Source organism: Marinobacter alexandrii (assembly GCF_005871205.1).
Classification (GTDB): domain Bacteria; phylum Pseudomonadota; class Gammaproteobacteria; order Pseudomonadales; family Oleiphilaceae; genus Marinobacter; species Marinobacter alexandrii.
This window is the reverse complement of sequence record NZ_SWKM01000015.1, coordinates 442,511-463,951: the sequence shown is the minus strand read 5'-3', so window position 1 is coordinate 463,951 and position 21,441 is coordinate 442,511. Positions and strand designations below refer to the sequence as shown.

The 21,441-nt window shown below is 55.5% G+C and carries 24 protein-coding genes, 2 tRNA genes and 1 pseudogene; 18 read left to right on the top strand and 9 right to left on the bottom strand.

Annotated features, from left to right (window positions below):
• Window positions 1-76 precede the first annotated feature (76 nt).
• The 4 genes and pseudogenes from brnA to FCS96_RS18290 all read left to right on the top strand — a co-directional run.
• A pseudogene (brnA, locus tag FCS96_RS20375) lies at window positions 77-265 on the top strand (type II toxin-antitoxin system BrnA family antitoxin); the annotation flags it as partial.
• A complete protein-coding gene (locus FCS96_RS20385) occupies window positions 220-594 on the top strand; it encodes a DUF3024 domain-containing protein (RefSeq protein ID WP_456085598.1) in 375 nt (124 codons plus the stop codon). The pseudogene brnA and the gene FCS96_RS20385, both read left to right, overlap by 46 nt.
• Complete coding sequence (locus FCS96_RS18295; protein WP_212747103.1) at window positions 575-994, top strand: PhzF family phenazine biosynthesis protein; 420 nt, start codon at window positions 575-577, stop codon at window positions 992-994. Before FCS96_RS20385 ends, FCS96_RS18295 begins: the two co-directional genes overlap by 20 nt.
• Before the next feature lie 273 nt (window positions 995-1,267).
• A complete protein-coding gene (locus FCS96_RS18290) occupies window positions 1,268-2,125 on the top strand; it encodes an AraC family transcriptional regulator (protein ID WP_138441793.1) in 858 nt (285 codons plus the stop codon).
• Here the strand turns inward: FCS96_RS18290 and FCS96_RS18285 are convergent.
• Window positions 2,087-2,674 (bottom strand): LysE family translocator, encoded by a 588-nt coding sequence (locus tag FCS96_RS18285; RefSeq protein WP_138441840.1) that lies wholly within the window; start codon window positions 2,672-2,674, stop codon window positions 2,087-2,089. The two genes, FCS96_RS18290 and FCS96_RS18285, sit on opposite strands and share 39 nt — an antisense overlap.
• Window positions 2,675-2,831: 157 nt before the next feature.
• On the opposite strand from FCS96_RS18285, the gene FCS96_RS18280 reads away from it, so the two are divergent.
• From FCS96_RS18280 to FCS96_RS18250, 7 genes are all read left to right on the top strand, one after another.
• A complete protein-coding gene (locus FCS96_RS18280) occupies window positions 2,832-3,455 on the top strand; it encodes a LysE family translocator (RefSeq protein WP_138441792.1) in 624 nt (207 codons plus the stop codon).
• Window positions 3,456-3,473: 18 nt separating this feature from the next.
• Complete coding sequence (locus FCS96_RS18275; RefSeq protein ID WP_138441791.1) at window positions 3,474-4,148, top strand: hypothetical protein; 675 nt, start codon at window positions 3,474-3,476, stop codon at window positions 4,146-4,148.
• A gap of 338 nt (window positions 4,149-4,486) precedes the next feature.
• Entirely contained in the window at window positions 4,487-4,726 is a 240-nt protein-coding gene (locus FCS96_RS18270) for a nickel-binding protein (protein WP_138441790.1), read from the top strand.
• 178 nt (window positions 4,727-4,904) lie between these two features.
• On the top strand, window positions 4,905-5,615 hold the full coding sequence (locus tag FCS96_RS18265; RefSeq protein ID WP_138441789.1) for an NAD(P)-dependent oxidoreductase: 711 nt from the start codon (window positions 4,905-4,907) through the stop codon (window positions 5,613-5,615).
• Between the two features lie 125 nt (window positions 5,616-5,740).
• Complete coding sequence (locus tag FCS96_RS18260; RefSeq protein ID WP_138441788.1) at window positions 5,741-7,120, top strand: L-serine ammonia-lyase; 1,380 nt, start codon at window positions 5,741-5,743, stop codon at window positions 7,118-7,120.
• Window positions 7,121-7,173: 53 nt separating this feature from the next.
• Window positions 7,174-7,602 (top strand): DUF4399 domain-containing protein, encoded by a 429-nt coding sequence (locus FCS96_RS18255; protein WP_138441787.1) that lies wholly within the window; start codon window positions 7,174-7,176, stop codon window positions 7,600-7,602.
• A gap of 41 nt (window positions 7,603-7,643) precedes the next feature.
• Complete coding sequence (locus FCS96_RS18250; protein ID WP_138441786.1) at window positions 7,644-8,621, top strand: Gfo/Idh/MocA family protein; 978 nt, start codon at window positions 7,644-7,646, stop codon at window positions 8,619-8,621.
• Window positions 8,622-8,674: 53 nt separating this feature from the next.
• On the opposite strand, the gene FCS96_RS18245 is transcribed toward FCS96_RS18250, so the two are convergent.
• The gene (locus FCS96_RS18245; protein ID WP_138441785.1) at window positions 8,675-9,694 is read right to left on the bottom strand and encodes a GlxA family transcriptional regulator; all 1,020 of its coding nucleotides are present in this window, start codon (window positions 9,692-9,694) and stop codon (window positions 8,675-8,677) included.
• 158 nt (window positions 9,695-9,852) lie between these two features.
• Here FCS96_RS18245 and FCS96_RS18240 point away from each other — a divergent pair, with 158 nt between their 5' ends.
• Window positions 9,853-10,434 carry an OsmC family protein gene (locus tag FCS96_RS18240; RefSeq protein WP_212747102.1) on the top strand — a complete coding sequence of 194 codons (582 nt, stop codon included), beginning with the start codon at window positions 9,853-9,855 and terminating at the stop codon, window positions 10,432-10,434.
• Window positions 10,435-10,585: 151 nt separating this feature from the next.
• Window positions 10,586-10,963: a nuclear transport factor 2-like protein gene (locus FCS96_RS18235; protein ID WP_138441784.1), complete on the top strand. Its 378-nt coding sequence runs from the start codon at window positions 10,586-10,588 to the stop codon at window positions 10,961-10,963.
• Between the two features lie 103 nt (window positions 10,964-11,066).
• On the opposite strand, the gene FCS96_RS20155 is transcribed toward FCS96_RS18235, so the two are convergent.
• Together FCS96_RS20155 and FCS96_RS18225 are read right to left on the bottom strand one after the other, a co-directional pair.
• A complete protein-coding gene (locus FCS96_RS20155) occupies window positions 11,067-11,702 on the bottom strand; it encodes a PEP-CTERM sorting domain-containing protein (protein ID WP_228264161.1) in 636 nt (211 codons plus the stop codon).
• Window positions 11,703-12,139: 437 nt separating this feature from the next.
• Window positions 12,140-12,571 carry a BLUF domain-containing protein gene (locus FCS96_RS18225; RefSeq protein ID WP_138441783.1) on the bottom strand — a complete coding sequence of 144 codons (432 nt, stop codon included), beginning with the start codon at window positions 12,569-12,571 and terminating at the stop codon, window positions 12,140-12,142.
• Window positions 12,572-12,876: 305 nt separating this feature from the next.
• On the opposite strand from FCS96_RS18225, the gene FCS96_RS18220 reads away from it, so the two are divergent.
• Entirely contained in the window at window positions 12,877-13,791 is a 915-nt protein-coding gene (locus FCS96_RS18220; RefSeq protein ID WP_138441782.1) for an AEC family transporter, read from the top strand.
• Here the strand turns inward: FCS96_RS18220 and FCS96_RS18215 are convergent.
• Window positions 13,768-14,721, bottom strand: a complete 954-nt coding sequence (locus FCS96_RS18215; RefSeq protein WP_138441781.1) for a zinc ABC transporter substrate-binding protein — start codon at window positions 14,719-14,721, stop codon at window positions 13,768-13,770. The genes FCS96_RS18220 and FCS96_RS18215 overlap by 24 nt on opposite strands.
• Window positions 14,722-14,911: 190 nt before the next feature.
• On the opposite strand from FCS96_RS18215, the gene gltX reads away from it, so the two are divergent.
• The 3 genes from gltX to FCS96_RS18200 all read left to right on the top strand — a co-directional run bounded on the left by gltX (window position 14,912) and on the right by FCS96_RS18200 (window position 16,669).
• Complete coding sequence (gene gltX, locus FCS96_RS18210; protein ID WP_138441780.1) at window positions 14,912-16,393, top strand: glutamate--tRNA ligase; 1,482 nt, start codon at window positions 14,912-14,914, stop codon at window positions 16,391-16,393.
• A gap of 117 nt (window positions 16,394-16,510) precedes the next feature.
• A tRNA-Ala gene (locus FCS96_RS18205) sits at window positions 16,511-16,586 on the top strand.
• Window positions 16,587-16,593: 7 nt separating this feature from the next.
• Window positions 16,594-16,669, top strand: a tRNA-Glu gene (locus FCS96_RS18200).
• Window positions 16,670-16,760: 91 nt separating this feature from the next.
• Here FCS96_RS18200 and FCS96_RS18195 read toward each other — a convergent pair.
• Window positions 16,761-17,612, bottom strand: a complete 852-nt coding sequence (locus tag FCS96_RS18195; RefSeq protein WP_138441779.1) for a 6-carboxytetrahydropterin synthase — start codon at window positions 17,610-17,612, stop codon at window positions 16,761-16,763.
• An 86-nt stretch (window positions 17,613-17,698) separates the two neighbouring features.
• Between FCS96_RS18195 and FCS96_RS18190 the strand changes: the two genes are divergently transcribed.
• A complete protein-coding gene (locus FCS96_RS18190) occupies window positions 17,699-18,367 on the top strand; it encodes a nucleotidyltransferase family protein (protein ID WP_138441778.1) in 669 nt (222 codons plus the stop codon).
• On the opposite strand, the gene FCS96_RS18185 is transcribed toward FCS96_RS18190, so the two are convergent.
• From FCS96_RS18185 to FCS96_RS18175, 3 genes are all read right to left on the bottom strand, one after another.
• Window positions 18,327-19,430, bottom strand: a complete 1,104-nt coding sequence (locus FCS96_RS18185; protein WP_138441777.1) for a response regulator — start codon at window positions 19,428-19,430, stop codon at window positions 18,327-18,329. The genes FCS96_RS18190 and FCS96_RS18185 overlap by 41 nt on opposite strands.
• A 53-nt stretch (window positions 19,431-19,483) precedes the next feature.
• Window positions 19,484-20,794: an MORN repeat-containing protein gene (locus FCS96_RS18180; RefSeq protein ID WP_138441776.1), complete on the bottom strand. Its 1,311-nt coding sequence runs from the start codon at window positions 20,792-20,794 to the stop codon at window positions 19,484-19,486.
• Between the two features lie 115 nt (window positions 20,795-20,909).
• Entirely contained in the window at window positions 20,910-21,371 is a 462-nt protein-coding gene (locus FCS96_RS18175; protein ID WP_138441775.1) for a hypothetical protein, read from the bottom strand.
• Window positions 21,372-21,441 lie beyond the last annotated feature (70 nt).

Genomic DNA, 21,441 nt, shown 5'->3' with positions numbered 1-21,441 from the left:
GTCTGATTTCAGTCAGGCGTTCCCGCAAGAAGGAGGTTGAGCTCTATGAAAGCTAAAGACTTCGACAAAGTTTGAGGAAGGCCAGAAAGATATTGTTGATGATCTGGATCTGTCCTCAGCTCGCCGCGTTAATCAGGAACAAAAGCGAATCAACGTCGATTTCCCGGCTTGGGTTGTCGAGTCGTTGGATCGTGAGGCGGCGCACATTAGCGGAGCGTTATGTGGGCGTTCCCACAGAGAATCCATATGGCATTTAGTGAATTAGAAGCAAAGAGAATCGAGCGAGCCGTATCTGAATTTCTGGAAGACCGGAGGCCACCAGTCGAGATCCGGCCCAAGTTAGATCTAGATGTTCGAGTTTCTGGCCAAAGCGTGCAGATTGTCGAGATTCGCCCCCATTTCCGGGAGCCGTCCACGATGATTGAATCTCCGGTAGCAAAAGCGACCTACGTCAAGAAATCCCAACGCTGGAAAATCTACTGGATGCGCAGCGATCTAAAGTGGCATTCGTACACGCCAGAACCTGAGTCACGCTCCATCGAGGAATTCTTTGCTATCGTGAATGCCGACGAGAATGGCTGTTTCTTCGGGTAGCACATTACCAGTCGTTCAAGTTCGTTCCGGCCTGCAGCCGTCTCCGGACGCCCTTTTCAGGGCGCAGATTAGCTTCGCGTTAAAGCGCTTAATTACTATGTCCCGCTTTCGATACTCGCAAGTCAATGTGTTTTCGGCTGATCCGGTCTCTGGTCATGACGCCAGTGTCGAGGTCCGAGCGTTTGTCGGAGTTGGAGGGTATGAGGATCCAGTTACGGGCAGTTTGAACGCGAGCTTGGCCCAGTGGCTCATTAATGATGGTTTGGTAGAGCCTACTTATATTGCAAGCCAAGGCACGATTCTTGAGCGTACGGGTCGCGTCCACTTACGCCAATTTTCAGATGAAATCTGGGTTGGCGGCCAAGTTATTGAAGTCATTCGTGGTGAAATCGACCTGTAAAATGGCGCAACGCTCTCTTTAACAAAATCGTTGCGCCGGACAAGCCAGTAAGCGCAGTATTAAATTCTACGAGCATCACATTTTGACATTCAGCCGGGTTCGACAAGCGTATTGAATATTGGGTCGCTGGCTTGATGCTCAAAGAAGGTATCGACGTGTATTTCCCATTGATCGACGACAACGGAATAGACGCTGTCATTCGTCGGCCCGATGGCACCTTTATTGAAGTTCAATCATAGGCCAGGAGTGTCGACTGCACCGGGGTGAGTCCATATGAACGATCCAAGCAAACCTCTGTTCTGGCGGGATTCGCGCATGCCTTATGTGGAGCTCCGGAGAGTCATGGATGGGAGGGAGGTCTGCTACGCTCCACATAGCCATACTCAATGGTCTATAGGCGCTATAACTACGGGCCAGAGCACGTTTCTCTATCGGGGCGATCAGTTCAAGGTCAGTGCAGGAGATCTGGTAATTGTGAATCCTAACTGGGTTCATGCCTGTAATCCGATCGACAATCAGCCTTGGGGCTACCTGATGCTGTATATCGACACCGATTGGTTAACCAATTTACGACACGAGGCGGCCCTTCTGGATACACCGGTTTGGCAGGATATCTCGACAGCCACCCTGCATGATCACGAGTGGTATGTGGGGTATTGTCGAATGGCAGAATGCTTGCTGGGGGCGGATCGAGATTTGCTGGAAAAGCAAACGGCTGTCGTGGAATACCTGACAGCCCTGATGCACGAATTGTCAGGCCAAGTGGCAGAACCGCAACAGGAGGCACCAGATAACTTGCAAGCGGTGGCTGATTACTTGAAGGCTCACGCATCCGTTGAGGTGTCTTTGGATACGTTGTGCGAGCAATCCGGATACAGCCCGGGGCATTTAATCCGGTCCTTTAAACATCACTTTGGTTTCACTCCACACGCGTATCTGATTAATTATCGGATTCAATACGGGCAACAAGAGCTGAAGCGTGGCAGGCCTATTGCCGAAACTGCGGTTAATTCGGGATTTGCTGACCAGCCGCATTTTCAACGTACGTTCAAGAAATTGCTGGCTGCCACGCCTAAGCAATACCAACGTTCATTACTCAATCAGCAGATAGATACAGCTGGCGGCAAGTAAAAGCGCGAGTGCCCGGTTCAGTGTAATCAGGACAACGGGGCGTTGAATGTAGCGACGCAGGTAGACCCCAGCGTAAACCCAGCAACTCAGTGATAGCCAGCAGATGGGCATGTAGAGCATCGCAAACATGATGACTTCACGTAAGTCGTGGCCACTCGTGTAAGCACCAATCCCCGAAGCTGAAGCTAACCAGGCTTTTGGATTGAGCCACTGCATGATCGCGCCGGTCATAAACCCGGGTGCTTTGCGGGTTTCACCCTCGGGTAGGCGCCCGTCATCGCGAAACAGCTGAACACTAAGATAAAGCAAAAATGCGACGCCGGCCCAACGCAAGAATGCATTGAACCCCGGTACAACCGTCAGCACAGAATAAAGCCCCAAACCTATGGTGACGAAAAGAAGGATGAAGCCCAGGGTCGCACCGGTGACGAAGGTTAGCCCTTTGGCAAGTGGATAGCGGGTGCCGCTGCTCAGGCATACCAGGTTTACAGGGCCGGGCGAAATGGATGCCGCTAGGGCAAATGCCGTCATTGGTAAAATCAATGAGATTGTCATTTTTGTCTCTCTGTTAATGGGGTCCAGCTAAAGTCTGCGATAGCGCCACTGCTAATGTATTGAACAAAATTGCGGTGACTCCGTTAAGGCAGAAAATGCTCACACGGGCTAATTCAACAAGAGATACCAACCCACCCAGCAGGAACTTAAAATGACTATTGAAACATGGGCTCTGTATGTCGGTACGGTACTGCTGTTCATGTGCACACCGGGGCCGAGTCATTTGCTCATGCTTTCCGTCAGTGCGTCGAATGGATTCCAAAGGTCACTTGTCACGGCGGCTGGTGACTTAACAGCAAATGCTATTCAGATTGTCTTGGCAGGGCTTGGATTGGCAGCGGCTTTGAGCGCCTCCGAATATGGGTTTGCTGTTGTGAAATGGCTTGGGGTGAGCTATTTGATTTGGCTCGGCACTAATCAGGTTATCCGATCGTTCAAAACGCGGGGCGCAGCCGCATCGGCCGGTCAAGCATCGCTGAAAAGTCTTTGGGCTCGGGGATTTATCACATCAGCCGCTAATCCTAAGGCCGTTGTATTCTTTGCTGCTCTATTTCCACAATTCCTGAGTTCGGCTCATAGCTTGTTGCCACAGATTCTCGTGCTGGGCTTTTCCTACATCTTGATCGACGGCATATTTCTCAGTGCCTACGGTAAATGCGGCAACTGGGTAGCAATGAAATTGAGCGACAGAAAGCAGGTATGGGTTGAAAGATTTGCAGGGGTGGGCCTAATTGGCACAGCGCTCTTGCTTGGGCTTAAGTCTCAGCGCTCGTAGTAATCTAAGATACTGACTATGAAATCAGATGTAGCAGAAGGTCATTATCCTCGGTCAAGGTATCTCGTCATGCCGATCGTGGCTTTTCGTGATGGAGAAGAATTTGACCCCGCGCGGTTACCTGTTCATGTGGAGACTCGGCCCTGGAAGCGGGCTGCTTGGTTATTCTTCTGTATCGGCGGGTTTTTTCTTTTTGGGTTGATGATGGTCTATGTGGAAAGTCTCTTCGCGCCTACTGATGATGATTTGCGCCATCTGGATGTTTTCCTTGCGATCCTGTCAGGCACATTGATGGTAGCGGGTATATCTGCATGGAACCGTATCGACTCTGTTGAGCTTGGGTCGGAAAGTATACGGATTCAGCGTCGTGGACTTCTGGGAACGGATACACGTGTAGCCAAGATACGCTATTACCGGGGTATCCGTGCCGAGCATAAATACGTTGAAGACTATGAAGTTACGTCTGGTACCACGTACTGGGATGTGGAGCTTGTGCATGACGATCCCGCGCTGACCGTGTCACTGTTTGCCAAGTCCGTAGATAGACCCAGCGATTATGGGTTCAAACCTGCGACTGTAGACCATACGGACTGGACCAGCGATATGAATGAACATGCAAAACGGTGGAGCCACTTCTTCGGGCTCCCACTTCTTGTGGATAAAGCTGGGCATTGCCATCAGGACAGCTTATAACAAAAGCTGTTGTTGACGCGTTGCGGCGGGAACCTTGGTTTCGTCGCTTTGCAGCTACACGATGGCCCCAAAGCTTTGCTACATGGACTCACCCGGCGGTCACCCTGATTGGCCAGGATCCGTTTTCATTAGCCTCTCATCCGCAGGCCCATTGAATTCGATGGCCTGCTGCACAGGAGCACAAAAGCTCTCGTATGCTACTGATCTGCTCTATAATAAAATTGTAGCGAGGGACTTACGCTACAAGGGGGCTGTATCGAACGCCTTTCATTTTCCCGCCGCGAGGCGCTCGATAAACACTTGGATCCTCTGTTCAGACGGGAGGAGGTGACAAAGCCATGCCAAAGTTTATCGATGTGCATTCCATGAAGCCGTTCACGGCTGATGAGTTGAAGAAGTTACAGAATGCGCCACCGGACGAATTCGGGGTTACACACCACGATATATTGTTCAGCGAGAAGGACGATAAGATCTATTGTGTGTTAGACGCTCCGAACGCAGAAGCAATCCACAAGCATCATGAGAAGGCCGGTATCAAGTGCGAGTGGGTCTCCGAAGTCGAGTCGACGCGCGTGTGACGGAAGCCCTTGGTTGGCCTCCGCCTAACAAACAGCATCAACACCGACCAACAAAGAGCGGGCCTGAGACCCCGCTTTTTGTTTGTCGGTTTCGCGCAGCGTTGCGACACGCGTAACCGACCAACAAGCAAGATGTGTAGCCAGGATCTTTTCCGTCTCGTCATTTTCAAGGAGTGATATGAATAAGGTTTGCATTGTGGGCGCATCAGGGAAGCTCGGGCGGTACATGATTCAGCACGCTCTGAATCGTGGCTATGAGGTGGTCGGCGTTTGCCGCGAGAAAAGCGTAAGCAAACTTGATGATTTCAAAGAGCGCATCACTATTATTCCGGGCGCCACGAATGACCGGGAGGTCATCAAAAAGGCCGTCTCGGGATGTGACGGTGTGCTGACCGTTCTGGTGCCCTGGGGAGTTCAGCAATACTCCTCGGGTACCGCACAGGCCGTGATGGACTTTGCGGATCCCGGGGCACGCCTGATCTTTTCGTGCGGTTGGCACATAAGCCTTGATGGCAAAGATGTCTATTCCTGGAAACTGAAAGCACTCATTGCAGTCTTTGGCGGGTTAGCAAGGCTCTTCCGGCTGGTTGAGTTGGACGATCAGGTGGAGGCCTGTAGGCGAATTTTTGCCAGCGATACGAAATGGACAGTCGTACGTGGGAGCGACCTCGAAGAAGGGGAAAGTCAGGGTCTGCCGGTGTGGGCTCGACACGTTGGTGACCCAATCCTTGAGAGCAATCTCACGCGCCGCGTGGACTTTGCTCTTTTCATGGTGGAGGCGCTTGAGAACGACGAGCTGATCCATCAGGCCCCAGCGATTGTAGGCTGCCAGACGCCCTCGGCGTTAGCGCACGCCACTGTCAACAACAGTGAACAACCAATTCAGTAGTTGACAGATATGCAGCCGACCCGCGGCTGCTATGGACCCACCCGCGCTTCGCTTCGGTACGTCGCAAGCCGAGCGTTCACGGCCGTGCTAGACTTTTCATAACACTCCGCGACTGCAAGGCCACCATGTTCATCAGTGTGTTGGACCTGTTCAAAATAGGTGTCGGGCCGTCAAGTTCCCATACGGTCGGGCCAATGGTTGCCGCCCATGATTTTATCGAACGGATAAAAGAACAGGCGTTCGATGCGGCAAGCGTGCAGGGTGCCACTATCCGCTGCACCCTCAAAGGATCATTGGCTTATACCGGCAAAGGTCATTCGACCGATCGGGCGGTTGCCCTGGGACTCCACGGCTACCTTCCTGCCAGGCTGGTCGATACCGACGTACAAGCGCTGGTTACTGAGCTCTGGCAAAGCGAGAGTGTCGAGCTAGAGCAGAATCGTTCCCTTTTATTCAGCCCGTCCCGCGATATTGTTTTTGATACCGGGAAGCCCCTGCCGCAGCACACCAACGGCATGGTGTTTGAACTGACGGGCGGTGAGGGCAAGCTCCTGTGCACCGAAACCTATTTCTCCATCGGTGGCGGTTTCATCAATACCTTGGCTGAAATTGACCAGTTGCAGGCCCCTCTGAAGTTCGCCGCAGTCGATTCCTCAACCTATCCCTTTGATTCGGCCAACGCCATGCTGGCGCTTGCTGACAAGCACCAGCTTTCCATCGCTCGCATGAAGTGGATTAACGAGCTTGAGCATCTGGATGAACATACGCTCGTTGAGGGCCTGGACAGCATCTGGCGCGCTATGCGGACCTGCATAGAGAGCGGTTTGGCGGCAGAGGGCGTATTGCCGGGTGGCCTGGAGATTCCCCGGCGGGCTAAAGGCCTTTACCAGGGTATAAAGAACAAGCCGGAGGCGGCGAATATTAATGACTGGCTGTGTGCCTATGCCATGGCGGTCAACGAGGAAAACGCCGCCGGCAATATGGTGGTGACGGCGCCCACCAACGGGGCGGCTGGGGTGATACCGGCGGTGCTGTATTACTTTATTACCCATGAACACGGCACGCAGGAGCAGGTGAGGGATTTCCTGCTAACCGCCAGTGCCATTGGTGGCCTGATCAAACAACGCAGTTCCATATCCGGTGCCGAGGTGGGGTGCCAGGGCGAAGTCGGCTCGGCGGCCGCCATGGCTGCTGCCGGTTTGTGTGAAGTGCGGGGCGGCACCGCTTGGCAGGTGGAGAATGCCGCCGAGATCGCGCTGGAGCATCACCTGGGCATGACTTGCGATCCGGTTAAGGGGCTGGTGCAGGTGCCCTGTATCGAGCGTAACGGCTTTGGCGCCATCAAGGCCTATTCGGCCGCCTCGCTGGCGCTGCGGGGTGATGGTAAACACTTTATGCCGCTGGATAACTGTATCGAGGCGATGCGCCAAACCGGGCTGGAAATGTCCCACAAGTACAAGGAAACCTCCCTGGGCGGGCTTGCGGTCAGTATCACAGAATGTTGAGGTTGCGAACATCTACTAGACTGACACCAGACCAATGAAAGGGAGGACATAAAATGATCAGGATTGCAGCCACTCTATTATCAGCCGTAATGCTCGCACCTGTGAGCACGCTCGCTGAAAGCATGGTGTCAGAGGCCCCCGCCAATGCCGAAGTCTACTTCGTGCAGCCAGGCGATGGCGACACCGTTCAAAGCCCCGTGACGGTGGTGTTTGGCCTGCGCAATATGGGCGTGGCACCGGCCGGTACGGATAAAGAAGGTACCGGTCATCACCATCTGTTGATCGATACCGATGTGCCGTCGGATTTGAGCAAGCCCCTGCCGGCCACCGATCAGATCAAGCACTTCGGCGGTGGTCAGACTGAAACCGAGATTATGCTGTCACCGGGCGAGCACACCCTGCAGCTGTTGCTGGGCAATTATGCCCATGTGCCCCACCGCGATCCGGTGATGTCGGAAAAGATCACCATTACAGTTGAATAAATAGGCTCAGGGCATGGTTTGCAAAAGGGGCAGACAACGGTATGGCTAGCTTTACTCTGAACTGGGGCCTGATCGGGCCAGGGCGGATTGCGGAGAAGTTTGCCGAGGCCATGCAGGCCGAGGGTGTGGGTAGGCTGATGGCCGTTGCCAGCCGCAATCCCGAGCGTGGCTACGCCTTTGCCGACAAATACCAGATTGAAACGGTGCATCAGACTTACGAAGAACTCTTTCAGGACGAAAGCCTGGATGCCGTCTATATCGCCACGCCCCACAACTTCCATCTTGAGCAGGCGCTGGCCGCTATAGATTGCGGTAAGCACTTGCTGGTGGAGAAGCCGTTAACCGTCACTGCTGCCGAATCCGAGCAGCTGTTCGAGGCCGCCAAGGCCAAGGGCGTGTTTGTGATGGAGGCCCTGTGGTCGCTGTTCCTGCCAGCGTATCAACAGGCCAATGCCTGGCTGGAGCAGGGCATGATTGGTGAGATTGGCAGCGTGCGGTCGTCGTTTGGCTTCGTGGTGCCGAGGGATAATTCGGACCGCCTGCTGAACCCTGAGCTGGCCGGTGGGGTGGTACTGGATATGGGCATTTACACCATCGCCACGTCCCAGTGGTTTATGCAGGCCGAGCCGGACGACATCGTCGCCCAGGTGCATTTAGGGCCGACCGGGGTGGATGAAACCTGCGCCCTGCAGCTGCATTACCCGAATGGCCGGGCCAGCCAGTTGCTGTGCAGTTTTGAGAACAAGTACGAGAACGAATTAACCCTATACGGGAGCAAGGGCCGCGTTGTGTTTCACAGCATGTTCTGGGGATCGGAAAAGCTCAGCCTGATCGGCAACGACGACAAAGTGCAAGAGTTCGAGTGTCCGTTCGAGGTGAACGGCTTTGAATACCAGATCCGCCATGTTGTGCAATGCGTGGCGCAGGGCAGGCTGGAAAGCGATCTCATGACCCATGAGCGGACGTTGTCCACCCAGTACATCATGGATGAGGTTCGGCGCCAGGCTGGGCTGTTGTAGGTGCGTGCTTGTATCCGATCATCCAGAGGCTGTGCGTCTAGAACCAAGTGACCCTAAATGTTGGTCGGCTGGAACATGCGACGATATTGGCTGGGTGAAAGTCCCGTTGAGCGCTTGAATAACCTACGAAAGAACGAAGTATCGTCATAGCTGACCGCCACACTGATTTCCTCGACGGGCATCTGCCCGGTTTCAAGCAGTCTTTTGGCTTCCTCAATTCGCAAGTTCTGCACGTATTCTATTAGCGTGACGCCGGTTGCCGCCTTAAATCGTCGCTTCAGGGTGCGCTCTGGAACGCCTGATAACTCCACGACTCGTTTGAGTGCATCGGGCTCCCGCAATTGTTCCCCCAGCCTTTTCTCGCAAGCCCGTACTGCTGCATCTGTATGGGGGTTTCTGCGCACCAGCATCGCGTAGGGTAACTGACCTTCACTGTGCCATTTAAGAAGATATACCTTGGCAATCCGCAATGCCTCTCCAGGGCTGGCGTAACGAGAGATGATGTGGATCGCGAGATCATGCCAGGACGTGGTTCCACCTGCGGTCACGATTCGACCCTCTGCATCTGCAAAGATGAGGTTTGGTTCAGGGTGGAAGCGAACGTTCGGATATTGTTTCCGGAACAAATCCTGATAGCCCCAGTGAGAAGTGGCTTCGCAACCGTCCAGCAATCCGGTTTCGGCCAACATTACGGCGCCGGAACAGGCGGAGTAAAGCGAGGAGCCTTCTCGGTACTTGCGGCGTATCCATTCCGTAAGTTCGGGGTAGCGGCCATGGATGTCCTCATCCGGAGCCAGCCAAATCTCAGGCAATATTATGATGGGGGCTATTGGATCATCTGCCACCGAGCAATCGGGAATAACCGGAATTCCGTTGCCACAGGTAAACGCATCCCTTTCCGGCGCAACGATGCGGACCCGAAACAACGTTTGCACCGATAACTCACGAACCAGCGTTTGCCAGACGTTGCCGGCCGCCAGGAGCACGTCCAGCATACCGTAGAGCGAGGAACCTGCGGTTTCCGCCACAGCGACGATCAAGACGTCCGTAGCGCCTTTCACTGAGTTGGTCATGACGATCACCCAAACTAGTGGCACAAATGCCCTGTTACTGGCAAACCTCCATCTTATTAGGTGGGCCCTATGGGCCTATCGTATACCTTAAGTTGCTTCACGGCTGCCATACAGTCCAGGCAACTAATTTCACAGAGCACACTGATGGGAGAACGATCATGACTAATCAAATGGCCGGCAAAGAGATGGGCGCAAGCGATGGGATGATTAATGGCATTCATATGGAAACACTGCTTGGAACGGTGAATGCCATCAGAGAGGAGCCTGACCTTGGGCAATGTAAGTTCCGCGCGCGCAATACTTGGGTGGGGGGAAGTCAAAATTGCACGACGGTGACCGGATTCTACGGCGCCGGGCAGGAAATCGCCCATAAACAGTCGTTCGAACTGCGTGCCGACGAACCACCAATTCTGGCGGGCAGTGATGAATACGCCAATCCGGTAGAGCATCTCCTGAACGCCCTTGCGGGGTGCGTAACCACGAGCATGGTGGCTCACGCTGCAGTTCGGGGGATTAATATTGAGGAACTGGAATCATCGCTTGAAGGTGACATTGACCTGCGTGGATTTCTGGGCCTCTCTGACGATGTACCGAAGGGTTTTACCCACATCCGCGTGGGCTTCAGGGTTAAGTCCGATGTCGACGATGTGGAAAAGCTGAAACAGTTGTGTAACTACTCACCAGTCCTCAACACACTCGCCCAGGGTGCAAGGGTTGATGTTCAGGTGAGCGCTAAGTAGGGGAGTGCAGCTAACCCGTCAGGACAGGCTCCGGTGGGGTGAGGGTTGGCTGCTCTTTTATGGTATACAGGTGTAATGGGAGTAGAGCTGATTTTGCAATGGAGAGGACCAGGGCGGCCAGGCCCACTCCAGGTGAAAATGGAGCCGATATATGCAGCCTAGGGATGTTGTGGAGCAGTTTATCGACGATACCCGAGCCCAGCGATTTGACGAGGCCAGGGCCTTGCTGGTTTCTGACGGGTTTGAGTATGTGGGGCCGAACATGCGCTTCCTCAGCCCCGATGACATGCTGTATTACCAGTTTGGTATGGCCGCCATTCAGAAAGACCTGATCGTGCGTCAGCTCAGTGCCGACGGTGAGCATGTGTTCGCGATTCTGGATTTCAGGACCAACTTCGAGCCCATTGGGGACGTTCGACTTGCGGTCTGGTTTGTAGTTCAGGGCGACAAGATCCAGAAGGTAGAGACTTTCTACAACGCGGCCGTGGTGGAGAATATGCTGGGCGGCAACCTGCCTTCGGTGGAGTAACGGTTGCCGGCCCCTGGAATGAAGTAATTCCCTTGATTTATTGTGTAATCCAGCCGAGAAAAAGCGGAGTAGATCGCTGGGCGTTCCGGTGCGCTATAGTGAGCTAGACCGCTTTTTTGCGACGAGATAACCCAAAACCGACCAGACTTATTCCGAGTAAGGCCAAGGTGCCAGGTTCCGGTACTTGGCTGATGCGGTCCAGAGTGACTTCGGCCTGAACCGTGGTGGTGTCGCCGAGACCGCCCGTCAGGATGTTCTCGAACGCAACGGTGTAAACGGTGCCGTCACCAAGATCTACGGAGACCGGGCCGTCCCATTGCAGGAATCCACCACTTAAAAATCCGATAACGGTTCCGAAGCCGCCTCCACCTGTGTCAGATGCGGAGCCGCCGGGGGATGCAAAAGCTAGCGTGGCAGTGATGTCGAAAAATGCCGCTCCAAGACCTCCGACAGTAATATCAAAAAAATCGAAGACTGCGGTCTGTCCCACCTCAAGCATAGCGGTTTGGGAATCCAGGTCTTTCAAGGTGGTTGAAATAGAACATCCAAAGCAGATTTCCAAACCTTTTGTCGCAGTGGCTGAAGAGCCGGTATTCGTTGGATCAAACATTAATCCGGCTGAACTGCCAGCACTGAAAATCAGTGCAGCGGCTGCAATTACCCCTTTTAACGATCGAAACATCACAAATGTACCCCTGTGTTGAGTGATGCTTGATGCCCTTATTAGTTGGAGCTTCAAGCAGTTCTTCCTTGTCTTTCGACCTGGATTGGTGGTTTTAGCGATGTCACGTAGGCGTGACGTTCTTCGGAACTGCAAGAAATTGGCCAGAAAATTAAACCAACAACTGAATGAATGGATTAGACCAGTCGTGTAAATTTGGCGGGAAGGGAAGTGTAAAGTTTGCTGACTTCCATATAATGCCAGCCAAAAGGTTTTTTGAAGTTTATGCACCAAAGAGTTAACGCTATGTCTGTTGTTATGCCTTTGAGGCTGATTTCCGCGGGCGCACTACATTGAGCACCGATGCGAGCACGAGACAGCGCGAAGCACCAAGGGCATCAATCATTGCCAGAATGCTGCCAGTAGAGATCAGTACCGGCGGGAGTACAGCGAGTACCAGCGGGAATACGAGAAGTCCCAGCAACAGAACTCCCAGAAACAATAGCTGCGCGGCATCAGGCTGCCCGCTGTAGGTAGTGCCGGAGCATGTCGAAGTATTTCAGGGCGTCTTCAGGCGAGAAAAGTTGCGGTTTGAATCCCCCGTAGAGCTTGTCGATATACCGGCCAGGCACGTCAGGTAGCTTGGCCAGGGCCATCGACCACTCGCTAAACCGGCGTTCTTCGATCTGCTGGTAAAGGATTAGCCGAATGTCGTAATGGCGGGGGTCTGCGGCAATGCTGAGGTAGAGGGTGTTTACGGCCTCGTCTTCGCCTTCCAGGATCTGCATGAAATGGAACGCATCATAGGCCAGCAAGCCGGTGATGCCGCATCTCCCATTCCGCCTTATCGCTTCTTCTAGGATGGCGTCCACATCGCTGTCCATGAGATGCGGGGAAGGGCTGCTGTAATAAATAAGCCGACAAAGCCTTAACTCTGATTTGTTCATAACGCACAACTCAAGAGCCAATTAACAATCCATTGTATCCCTTTTACTTCCTTTTCTAAGCGTACCGCAAATACGATTTCATGTATTGTGTTTGCGGGTTTTCTATGGTCATCGTTGGCTGACTGAATAAGGAAAAGGGGCGCGTGTTGTTCGTCTCTGCCTTGTTGTTTTTGCTATTCAGTAGTGGTTCCGCGTGAGGGTTTCAGGGCAGGACGAATCTCATCCCGTCTGCTATCCTCCCTAGCTTCCTATTTAGTTTGGCCGGGCGTTGCCTGGCTATTCACGTTGCAACTGGAGTGTGGTCTATGCCGGTGATGGTTCAGGCGCTGGTTCCGGTGTTTGTGTTGATTATGCTGGGGCATGTGTTCCGGCGCTGGAATTTTCCCGGCGGCGATTTCTGGCCCCAGGCGGAGCGCTTCACCTATTACGTGCTGTTCCCGGCCATGCTGGTGTTCAAGCTTGGGCAGGCCCGCCTGCCGGCATCGGCCTATGGCGACATCGCATTGCTGATCGTTGCCATGCTGGTGGCCATGACACTGGTGCTGGTGTTGGCGCAGCGGATCTGGCGCTGGTCCGGGCCGGTGTTTTCGTCGGTGTTTCAGGGGGCGATCCGGTTCAACTCCTACGTCGGGCTGGCGGCCGGGGGCATGTTGCTGGGCGATGAGGGGCTTTCGCTCACGGCCATAGCCGTGGCCATCATGGTGCCGCTGCTGAACCTGCTGTGTATCCTGATGTTTTCTTTGGTGGCCAGTCAGGAGTCGGTGCGGCTGAAGCCGGTGATGAAGGCCATTGCCACCAATCCACTGATTGTCGGTTCGGTGATCGGGGTGGTCTGGAGTTTCTTCGAAATCGGCTTTCACCCGCTGTTCGCGGCTATCCTCAAGCCCTTGAGTGAGCTGGCGTTGCCCATGGGTCTGATGTGTGTGGGCGCTGGTTTGCAACTGAAGGCGCTACGGGGCGCTTCCATGCCGTTCCTGGTATCGACGGTGCTGAAGTTGTTGGCATTTCCGCTGATGGCGGCAGGGCTGGCCCTGCTGCTGGGTGTGGATGGCTTGCTGGTGCAGGTGGTGGTATTGCTGGCGGCGTTGCCCACTGCCACGTCTGCGTACATTCTGGCGCGTCAGCTCGGTGGCGACGCGCCGTTAATGGCGGGCATCATCAGTGGCCAGACGTTGCTGGCCATTGCCTCTATTCCGTTAATGCTCAGCCTGCTCTGGTAGGCAATTCAATACCGCATCGGCAATGCTGTGCTGGAATTCGAAATAGCCTTCCGGGCCTTCTTCCACATCGGTACCGAGCGGGTCCCAGACGCTGAAGGTGACATCAAGATCTTCCGTAATCACCTCCCAGATACCCGGATTGAACTGCGGCTCGGTCAGCAGGCAGGGGTGATGGCCCTGTCCCAGCTGGTCCTGAATTCTCGCGATGTGGCGGGCACCGGGTGTCAGTTCCGGGTTGAGGGTTAGAACACCCTCAAGCTTCAGGCCGTAATGTTCGGCGAAGCGGACAAAGGCATCGTGGTAGGCGAACAGGCTGATGTCGCGGGCCGGCTCCAGCTTGGCCCGAATCTCGGCCTCGGTTGCCGCCATTCGGGTTTTGAATTGCTTCAGGTTTCGGCCCAGGGCGTCGGTGTCTGCGTCCGGCTGCCGAGCCATCGCCTTATGCATCTTTTCGACCATTTGCTCGGCCAGTGCCGGGTCCAGCCAGATATGCGGGTCTTCGCCTTCGCCGTGATCATGGTGACCGTGGCCTTCATCATGGTGGTCTTCATCTTCATGGCCATATTCGTCATGTTCGTCCGCATGGTCTGATTCCGCCATGGCCGGCTCGTCCAGTGCCAGGCTGATGGTGCGCTGCCGGAAATCGGCGCCGGCCAACAGACGGCTCAGGAAGGTTTCCATGTCCGGGCCTACCCAGAAAATCACATCGGCATCGTCCAGGGCGCGGCGCTGGGACGGCTTCATGTTGTAGTTGTGCGGGCTGGAGCCCGGCGGAACCAGGGTGGTGATAGTGGTGTCGGTGGTCGCGATACCCTGGGCCAACAGTGTCAGGGGCTTGAGCGAGGTAACAACGCGGATTTCCGCCAGGGCAGGGGCGGCGATAACGCAGAGGGCAGCGGCCAGAATGCGTGCCGGTTTGAATAGGGGCATGGAAGGTGGGTTCCTGATTTGCTAGTTATGAAACGTTATAATATAACGAAAACAGTGTGGCCAGCGCAAAAATTCTTGGTGTTTTGTACCTACCGCGCCTGCGGATCAGCTTTCACGCCCATGCGAAACCGATAGAGGGCCGGTATAATGCCGGGTTTATTCAACGGCCACCGACTTTTCAGGAAGGTTTATGACAGTACGTACCCGAATTGCTCCATCCCCAACCGGAGACCCGCACGTTGGTACCGCCTACGTGGCCCTGTTCAACCTGTGCTTTGCCCGCCAGCACGGCGGTCAGTTCATTCTGCGTATCGAAGATACCGATCAGGCCCGCAGCACCGCGGAATCTGAGCGCGACATTCTGCAGGCGCTGCGCTGGCTTGGTCTGAACTGGGATGAGGGCCCCGATGTTGGTGGACCCCATGGCCCTTACCGTCAGTCGGAGCGCAAGGATTCGTACAAGCAGTACGCCGAGGATCTGGTCACGGCTGGCCACGCCTTCTATTGCTTCCGCACTCCTGAAGAACTGGAAGCCATCCGTGAAGAGCGCAAGGCCAGGGGGGAGAACCCGGGTATCAAGGGCAATCTGGAGCTGTCTGACGAAGAAGTGAAGCGTCGTCTGGATGCGGGTGAGTCCTATGTAATCCGTATGAAAGTGCCCGATGAAGGCGTCTGCGAAATCCAGGACATGCTCCGTGGCACCATCGAGATCGATTGGGCCCAGGTGGATTGCCAGATCCTGCTGAAATCGGACGGTATGCCCACTTACCACCTGGCCAACGTGGTCGATGACTACAAGATGGGCATCACCCATGTGTTGCGCGGTGAGGAGTGGATTAACTCGGCACCGAAGCACAAGCTGCTGTACCAGTACTTTGGCTGGGACATGCCGGAGCTGTGCCACCTGCCGCTGCTGCGTAACCCGGACAAGAGCAAGCTTTCTAAGCGCAAGAACCCCACCAGCATCAACTTCTATGAGCGCATGGGTTTCCTGCCGGAAGCGGTGACCAACTACCTGGGCCGCATGGGCTGGTCGATGCCTGACGAGCGGGAAAAGTTCACCCTGGACGAAATGATTGAGAACTTCGACATCCAGCGTGTATCCCTCGGTGGCCCGGTATTCGATGTGGAGAAGCTGCGCTGGCTCAATGGCCAGTGGCTGCGTGACGAGCTGACCGACGAGCAGTTCATGGCGCGTATGCGCCAGTGGTGGTTTAACGAGGATGCGCTGACCGATCTGGTGCCGCACATCAAGGGCAGGGCAGAGGTGTTCTCTGATGTGGCGCCCATGGCACAGTTTATGTTCTCAGGCATGTTGAACCTGAAGCCGGAAGACTTCGCCCACAACAAGCTGGACGAGGCACAGATCAAACGGGTACTGCAGTTCACCTTGTGGAAGCTTGAGGCTCAGCGCCACTGGAGCAAGGAAAATATCTTTGCCGACGTGAAAGCCGTGGCCAAGGCCATGGACCTCAAGATGGGCGATTTCATGTTCTCGATCTTCGTGGCGGTAGCCGGTACACCTAATTCCTGGTCGGTAATGGACTCCATGGCATTGCTTGGTCCGGACATGACCCGGTCGCGTTTGCGCCACGCCCTGGAAGTGTTGGGTGGGTTTTCCAAGAAAGAAACCAAGAAAGTGGAGAAAGAGTACGCCGCATTGGGTGCTTAATAATCGCTTTGGTGAATAAATAAACGACCTGAACAGGGATGTTCAGAAAACTGAAAAAAAAGTGGGTTTTTGCGGTTGACGGCCCAGGGGCGGATCCTTAATATACGCATCCGTTGAGGGGCCATAGCTCAGCTGGGAGAGCGCAACACTGGCAGTGTTGAGGTCGGCGGTTCGATCCCGCCTGGCTCCACCAATTTCTAGTCCCCTTCGTCTAGTGGCCTAGGACTCCGCCCTTTCACGGCGGCAACAGGGGTTCGAACCCCCTAGGGGACGCCAATACGGCTTGACGGTTTAGTCCACCGGAAAGCCACAAAAAAACCGCCTTCGGGCGGTTTTTTTGTGTCCGTAAGAAAGTGCTGCCCCTGCCTTAACGGGAGGCGATGGCGCCCTTGCCAACCCCTTCAAACGCCTTCACTCTAATGGTGTCCGTGGGGAACTCCACTTTGAGCTTGTCGGCGATGTGAGCGGCAATCAGCTCCACCGTGGTGTCGGTATCCAGCATGTAGACCCTCTCTTCCGGCATGACCAGTGCAAACTCGCCCTGGTTGGCCTCGTATTCGAAGGTGACGTAGCGAACGCCGTCTTCGCCAACGTGACGACGCACCACGTCTTCCTCAGAGCCGACATAGATGTCGCGCCAGCGCGACGCCCATTTACGCTCCAGCTCGTAATCCCGGTAGCCATTGCGATCAATGCGGATGGGCGAGCGGTGGCCATGGGCAATGCGCTGGCAGTTACCCAGGTGCTTCTTCAGACCGTGGACGTAATGGTAGTAGGCGCCCTCGATCACCTCTTCACGCAGGTTGATCTCGATAGAGGTCACGTTAGCGGGCAGCACTGCCAGCAGTTCGTGCTCCAGTAGGCGGGCAACCGCAGACGGCACTACTCGCTCAGAGGACAGCCAGACAACGGCTTCATCCGGTGAGCGGTGAATGATTTCACTGCCGTCGGTGAGTGCCCACTGAAAGGTGTCTGGCTGGTTCTCATCCCAGCTCAGACCTTCGTAGCCACGTGGAATCACCAGTCGGTGGTCCACCCGCTCGTCGATAACGCGTTTGATCGTCCGTTTCACGTTGCTGAAATCGAACACCATGCCCTGGTCGTCGAGTTCGCCTCCCAAGACGACATCCGCAATCCAGCTCTCACCCACCAGGCCCCTTGTAGGGTCCAGATAAGCGAAATCGATGACGGTCAAGTTGTCTACAAAGAGGTGGTTCATTAAGCGTCCGGGTGGGTATGGTTGATTGATGGCCGAATTCTAGCAAAAATCACCGAATTCGGCAGTCTGGCGTTGGACCAGGCTTCATGCGTCCTGCTATTGGAGTCTTTATCATAAACTTCTCCGCTTCCCCGAACGATCAGGAATTTCCGGCACTTATTTTGGCTGCGGGTGCATCGTCCCGCCTTGGCCGCGCCAAGGCGCTGCTACGCATGCCTGGCACTGGCAACACCTTGCTGGACCAGGCCATTCACAATGGGCGGGTGCTGAGCAGGGATGTGCGGGTGCTGTGCGGCGCCTGGTACCCACTGATTCGCTTTCGCGCTACCACCCAGCCATCGGCGTGGTTACAGGTGCCTGATTGGCAGGAAGGGCTGTCGGCGTCTTTGGCTACCGGGCTGGCCAGTATGGCGCCGAAGGTGAAAGGAGTGTTTGTGCTGGTGGCGGATCAGCCACTGCTGGATGAGGCGTCGCTGCAGGCCTTTGGCAAGGCGGCGCGGTTTGTGCCGCACCAGCCGGTGGCCGCTGATTATCAAGGTCACCCTGGAGTGCCCGCCTATTTACCGAGGTGGTTATGGCCGGAGGTCATGGCGCTGGAAGGTGATAAAGGTGCGGGCCAGCTATTGGCCAGCGTGCGGGCAACCCGGGTGGATATTCCGGGGGTCGACGACGATGTGGACACCCCGGAGGACTGGCAGCGGGTAAGGCAGCGGCTCAGCCAAACAGGCCGGACAACCAGGCAATCCCAACGCTGAAAATGCTCAGGCTGACCGCCAGACCAATGGTGTAGACCCGAGACGACGCTGAGCGCTGTTGGGCCACGAACAGATCGATGGTGCGCTGGGCGATATCCTCGGCGGTTTCCCGGGAGATTTCGTGGGCCTGCTGAATGGCCTCGGACTGCAGGGTTTGCCAGAACTCAGTGTCGATGGTCTGCACGCTGGTGATGTGATCCTTCAGCTCTGCCATGTGCTCAGACGTGAACCCGGAATTGCGCTGCAGCGATTTCTTGAGGTCCGCCAGTTCCCGGGCCAGGTTGAGATTCACTTCCGCTGCCACTTCGTCGCGAAGGTGCTTGGTGCGGTCCTCGATCAGGCTGGTCATCCTGTCCAGCCGTTCTTCCAGGGTTTTTTCCTGCTTGCTGCGGGATTCATCCAGCGCACGTTTCAGATGGTCAAACTGCTCATCGAACAGGGAGCTGAGCAGTTCGTGCAGGCGGTTGTTGATGTGGGTCTTAACCGCTGAGCGGGCAATCTGCTCAATCAGGTCGCTGGTCAGCGGTACCACGCTTGAGGCGCCACTGGCCGGGGCCGGTGCATCATCGTCGGCCTTCATCGTCATCTCCACCGAGGCGTCGCCTGGAATGTTCAGGAGTTCGTCGTCCTTAATGTCGAGCAGGTCGGCACTGCCGGGTTCCGGCGGCTCGGGTAAGGTGCCTTCGGCAACGTCGCGGTCGAGCTGGTCCAGAATCAGGTGCAGGCCGTCGGTGTGGGGCGGTTTGGTCAGGATGTTGTAGACCCCGAAGTTCTTCGCCTCTTCCATAAAGTTGGAAGACTTTTTCGAGGTGCACATGATGATCGGGATAGCGGCGGTGTCGGGGTTGCCCTTGATGGCCTTGATCGCCTCGACACCGTTCATGCCCGGCATCAGGTGATCCATGAAGATGACGTCAGGCCGATTGTCGTTGTTCAGGAAATCCAGTGCTTCTTCGGCCGAGCCTGCCATGTTCACTTCCATGTCGCGACTTTCCAGCAGTTTGCTCAAGGCAAATCGGGCTACCTTGGAGTCGTCCACCAGCAGAGCGTTTTTGATCGCCATCTCACTACCTCAATCATTTACTGCAAACGCGTGTGTTGTCGGGCTTGGGCTTGTTACCAGCCGTCCAGTGTCGGGCATTGCGTGGCCCGGTAACTCTTGTCCCGATAACAGACGCCGGGCTCTGTGGTGCGGGCGGTGAAAATCTCACCGGCAGCGGTTGTCAGTCGAACCTGTCCGTAGGGCTTGCCGTGCCGGAACGTGGCCTCGATAGAGCTGCCGTTCGGGTTCAGCAGCAGGCCCTGGCCATGAAACTTACCTTCAATATATTCGCCTTCGTATTTTTTTCCATCCGAAAACACTTCGGCGCCGGAACCGTGGAACGCGCCGTTGGAAAATTCGCCTTCGTAATGGCGGCCGTCGGGGTAGGTGAGGGAGCCGCGGCCATGAAATTCGTCGTCCCGGAATGCGCCGACATAGAGCATGCCGTCTGCTGTGGTCAGTGAGCCGTGGCCATTCAGCTGGCCATCTGTCCAGTGCCCGGTCAGGATATCGCCGTTGGCCATGGTGAGGGTGCCCTTGCCACTGAACTGGTTGGCGCGGAACTCACCGGCATAGCGTGCGCCCTCAGCGCTGCGCCAGGTGCCCTGGCCATGGTGCTGGCCGTTCTTCCAGTCGCCGTCGTAGCGGCTGCCGTCCGGGTGCCAGGCGGTACCCTGGCCATGAAACTTGCCATTTACGAAGTGGCCTTCGTAGCGCAGGCCGTCTTTATTCTGGTAGGTGCCATCGCCGGTTTTAACGCCGCCAATCCAGGTCGCGTTGTTGAAATTGACGGTGGTGTTGGCAATCAGTTCGCCCACCAGGGTCATTTCACTGCCGGCCGCCAGTGCCACTTTCTGGCTCCAAGCCTGGTAACCGGGCTTGGTGATGGTGACGTCGTAAGTGCCGGGCTCGAGATCGAGGTCCAGCCGGGTGGCGCCATAGCCCTTGCCATTGATCGTGACCTGGTCACCAACCACGTTTGAGCGCAACACCAGCGAACCGGTTGCCGGGGCTGGCTCTGGTTGATCCGGGCTGAAGTCAGGTCGGGTGGCCAGCGCGGCCGGGGATTCGGCTAGGGCAAGCAGGGTTGGGTCTTCCGGCATGGGTGGTACGTGGAAGGTTTCTGCTTCGACAGGTGCCGGGTCGGCCTTTGGCTTTGATGTTAGTGCTGTCGCCGTCTTTGCCGTTTGGGTAGTCTTGTCCAGAGTTCTGGATTCGGTCTTGGTTTTGGCTGGTGGTGCGTTGGCAGCGAGGGTCTGGGAGACGGTCGGCGGTGTCAGGGTGGTGCCGCTGTTTATCTCATCATGTACGGATGCGAAGCCGGCAGTAACCAGGAGCATCAGGGCCAGGGCATTGATGAACAGGAGCGGTCTGAAATCGACCATGGGGTACCTCTTGAACCAGCAGTTTTAGAATTCTTATTACCTCTCTGCATCTTACCCAGTGCGTGCAAACTTATGTAACACAAAGTGTTTGGAGTTTTTGAGAATGCAGGACAAATCACATTTTGTCCGGAAGCTGGTCAACATTGAGTTGTTCCCATGACCTCATGTAGACATCGGCTTCGTATTCATAGGGTGAGCGGAACGGGGTGAGTACGAAATCGAAGACCAGGAAGATGAAGCCAATGGAGCCCCAGGCAATGGCGAGGGTGCTGGTGGTGGTGGCCTGGACTTCGGGGTTGGAATCGACGAAATCCTGCAGCAGCGGGATCAGGTCGGTTGCCATCACCACCGGATTGAAGCTCGACAGCACAAACGGAATCCAGAAGGCGATGAAAATCGGGAAGAATCCGAACGACCACAGCAACCGGCGCAGCAGGTAAATGGCAACTTCCCGCCAAAAGCGCTGTCTGATCTCGGGTACCTTGCGCACGCGGTCGAGGTATCTGCGGCGCTCGGCCCAATAGGCGGCGACTTCAGGCGCGTCCACCGCGCGGGTGTGTGGGGAGTAGGTTGTCATGGAACGCCGGCTACCTTGTCGCTGCTGGACTGTGCATGATAATCGATACTACGTGTTACCCTACAAGTCT